The organism is Mesorhizobium sp. M1A.F.Ca.IN.020.03.2.1 (genome assembly GCF_004023205.1).
In the GTDB taxonomy this organism is placed as follows: Bacteria; Pseudomonadota; Alphaproteobacteria; order Rhizobiales; family Rhizobiaceae; genus Mesorhizobium.
The window spans coordinates 1-3,556 of record NZ_RZSV01000371.1; the positions used below are offsets into that span (position 1 = coordinate 1).

Consider the following 3,556-nt stretch of genomic DNA (forward strand, 5'->3'; position numbering starts at 1 on the left):
ATCTCAGGCCGGGCGTGCAGTTTCACAACGGCAAGACGTTCGACGCCGACGACGTCAAATACTCGCTGGGCCTGCATATCGGCGACAAGACCAAGTCGAAGGCCAAAGGGCTGGTCGCCGACGTCGCGGAAGTGCGGGCCATCTCGCCGACGCAAGTCGAGATCCTGCTCAAATCGCCAAATCCCGACATGGATTATGTGCTGTCGGATCTGCATTTCGCCATGGTGCCCGCAGGCTTCGCCGACTGGTCGAAAGCGATCGGCACCGGTCCGTTCAAGCTCACCGCCTTCCAGCCCGGCGTGCACGCCACCGCCGCCCGCAACGAGACCTACTGGCGCAGCGATCGCGGCCATGTCGACACGGTCGAGACGGTCGTTATCAACGACGCCGCGGCGCGCGTCTCGGCTCTTCAAGGCGGCTCGGTGCACATCGTCAACGGCATCGACTACAAGATCGCACCGCTGCTCAAGAAGGACCCCCGCGCCTATCTGCTGGTCACCGAAGGCAAGCAGCATTTCTCGCTGCCGATGGACGCCACGAAGGAGCCGTTCAACAGCCCCGATGTCGTGCTGGCGCTGAAGCACGCGCTCGACCGTGAGCAGATGGTGAAGCTGCTGATGGCCGGCTTCGGACGGGTGGGCAACGACCATCCGATCGCTGCCAGCGATCCGAGCTTCAATCCTAACATCGCGCAGCGCGCCTACGATCCGGACAAGGCCCGTTTTCACCTCAAGAAAGCCGGCAAGAGCGATCTTACCCTCGAGCTGCACGCCGCCCCCGTGGCGTTCGAGCAGGCGGTCAACACGGCCGAGCTTTTCGCGCAATCGGCCAAGCCCGCCGGCATCACCATCAATGTCAAGCGCGAGCCCGATGACGGCTACTGGAGCGACGTGTGGCTGAAGAAGCCATGGGTGGCTTCCTTCTGGGCCGGGCGGCCATCGGCGAGCATGATGTTTTCCTCCGTCTACGCCTCGGGCGCGCCGTGGAACGAAACGCATTGGAAGAACGACAGCTTCGACAGACGGCTGACGGAGTCGCGCTCATTGGCCGATCCGGCGAAACGCCGCGACGTCTATTTCGAGCTGCAGCAGATGATCCATGACGAGTGCCCGACCATCATCCCGGCCTTCGCCAGTTGGATCGACGCGGCGCGCCTGGAGGTGAAGGGATTCGTTCCCAACCCCAACTTCCTGCTCAGCGATCATCGCGTGGCCGAACGGGTCTGGCTGAGCGCATAAGAGCTTCCGCCGGAGAGCGTCAGCAGGAACATTTCTGCCGGCCCCACATTGTGCTATATGGGGTGTGGCCGGCTCAACGGCCGGCCACGGCGGGAGGCACGTGGCAAGGGGATGTCGCAGGTCCAGACCGTAAAGCCAGCCGAAGCAGCGGCGCCGCCTAGAGGCTCCGATGCGTTCGCGCTGAAGCTCACTTCCTCCGAATTCGCAACCACCATGTCGCATTTCCACCGCGCGGAAATCGGGCGCATGGCGGGCTGGCGCGACCGGCTCGACCGCACCAGCAATTGGGCGATCACCGTGGTGGCGGCGATGCTGTCCGTATCGCTGTCGACGCCCTCGGCGCATCACGGCGTGCTGCTCTTCGCCATGCTGCTCATCACGCTGCTTCTATGGATCGAAGCGCGGCGCTACCGGTTCTTCGACGTCTATCGGGCGCGGGTGCGTCAGTTCGAGCGCTATTACTTCGCGCAGATTTTTTCGCCGCAGCCGGACTTCGCCTCCAACTGGCTGGCCATCCTCGGCGAAGGCCTGCGCTCGCCGCGCTTCCTCATCTCGCAGCGCGCGGCACTGGTCCGGAGGCTGCGCCGAAACTACGTCTTCATGTATACGATCTTGATGCTTGCCTGGGTCTTGAAGATCACCACGCCCAGCCTGCAGCGCGAAGGCTCGCCGATCGGCTTCAGCGCCTCGCTGCTCGACACCTTTCGCGTGGCGACGCTCGGTCCCATCCCCGGCGTCGTGGTGGTCTGCGGCGTCGTCGTATTCTATCTCGCGATGCTTGCCGCCGCCTTCCTGATGCGCGCCGACGACGGCGAACTGTCGTTCGGCGACGTGCATGTTTGAGCCTGGGGCGGCGGCCCTTGGTCTTTCAGGCAGCCCGCCGTTTCCACGCGCTCACAATCCCGGTGGCCTGACGAAACCGTCGGTGAGACGCGCCAGCGCTTTCGCCACGGCCAGCAGCTTCATGTCCGAATGGCGGCGGCCGACCAGCTGGGCGCCGATCGGCAGGCCCTCCCGGTCGACACCGATTGGAATGACGGCGGCCGGATGCCCGGTCAGGTTGAAGCGGCAGGCGTGGCTGAGCCCGCTCCAGTAGGGCGTCTCGATGCCGTCGACGGGGATCGGCGCACCCATTTCGCGGTGGCGGAAGGCCGTGCACATCATCGCCGGACAGACCAGCACGTCCCACCCGTCGAAGAACCGCTCCCAGGCAGCGATGAATTCGTCGCGCTGGTTGAGCGCCTCGAGATAGGCGGCCAGCGAGGGCGAGGTTTCGCGCGGCTGCCGGAAGACCTGCGAATACCAGGTGATGAGATCGGAAAACAGCGCCCGCTCGGCCGCGAAATCGTGGCGCGGCAATGCCTGCCCTACCCGCGCGCCGCCGACCTCGATGGCGCCCGCGAAGCCTGCGATCGCGTCGGCGATGTCGAGCGCCGTCGGCACTCCGGGAAATTCAGGCGCGAAGGCAACCCTGAGCTTGCCCAGCGGCGGCTCCGGCGCCTCGCCCGTCGCTACCGGCGGCACTTCGGTGTCGAGACCGTCGGCGCCGGCGATGATGCGGTGGGCCAGGATGAGATCGTCGACGTCGCGGGCCAAAGGCCCGATGTCGAACAGCAGGCGGAAGCTGCGCGGCAGGTCGGGCGGATCGGCGTAGCTGCCGGTGATCGGCACCGTCGCCTGCGTCGGCTTGAAGCCATAGACGCCGCACAGATGCGCCGGCATCCGGATCGAGCCGCCGGCATCGCTGCCGATCTCGAGCGGCACCAGCCCGGCGGCGACCGCGGCCGCCGCCCCACCGCTGGAGCCGCCGGGCGTGCGGGTAACGTCCCACGGATTGACGGTGCGGCCAAAGATCGGATTGTCGGTCTGCAGGTCGCGCAGCCTGGGCGGCACGTTGGTCTTGCCGATGATGACGGCGCCGGCCTTGCGCAGCCGCGCGGCAATCGTGCTGTCCGTCGCCGGGACATGACCGGAAAAGGCTTCCAAACCGATGGTGGTGCGCATGCCGGCTGTGGCATGGCCGTCCTTCAGCGTGACCGGCACACCGTTGAGCGGACCGACGGCCTCGCCTCGCACGACCGCCATATCCGCGGCCTGCGCTCCAGCGCGGGCCGCCTCCTCGTCGAGGGTGACGATGGCGTTGAGCAGCGGATTGACGACAGCGATGCGGGCAAGCTGCGCCTCCATCGCCTCGACAGCGCCGACCTTCTTCTCGCGGATCGCCGCCGCCAGTTGCGACGCGGTCAGGAAGGTGGTGTCCAAATGGCTCATCATGGTGGTGCTCCTTCCTGCGGAACGGAAATAGGGGAGTAGGGAAG

3 protein-coding genes are annotated in these 3,556 nt (G+C 66.1%); 2 read left to right on the forward strand and 1 reads right to left on the reverse strand.

Annotated features, from left to right (window positions below; translation table 11 throughout):
- Together EOA79_RS30715 and EOA79_RS30720 are read left to right on the forward strand one after the other, a co-directional pair.
- Positions 1 to 1,238 (forward strand): ABC transporter substrate-binding protein (locus EOA79_RS30715; RefSeq protein ID WP_164894027.1); only part of this gene is annotated, 1,238 nt, incomplete at its 5' end.
- 111 nt (positions 1,239 to 1,349) lie between these two features.
- Complete coding sequence (locus tag EOA79_RS30720) at positions 1,350 to 2,081, forward strand: DUF2270 domain-containing protein (protein WP_082980653.1); 732 nt, start codon at positions 1,350 to 1,352, stop codon at positions 2,079 to 2,081.
- A 51-nt stretch (positions 2,082 to 2,132) separates the two neighbouring features.
- Here EOA79_RS30720 and EOA79_RS30725 read toward each other — a convergent pair whose 3' ends face one another.
- Positions 2,133 to 3,512, reverse strand: a complete 1,380-nt coding sequence (locus tag EOA79_RS30725; protein ID WP_245322356.1) for an amidase family protein — start codon at positions 3,510 to 3,512, stop codon at positions 2,133 to 2,135.
- Between the last annotated feature and the right edge of the window lie 44 nt (positions 3,513 to 3,556).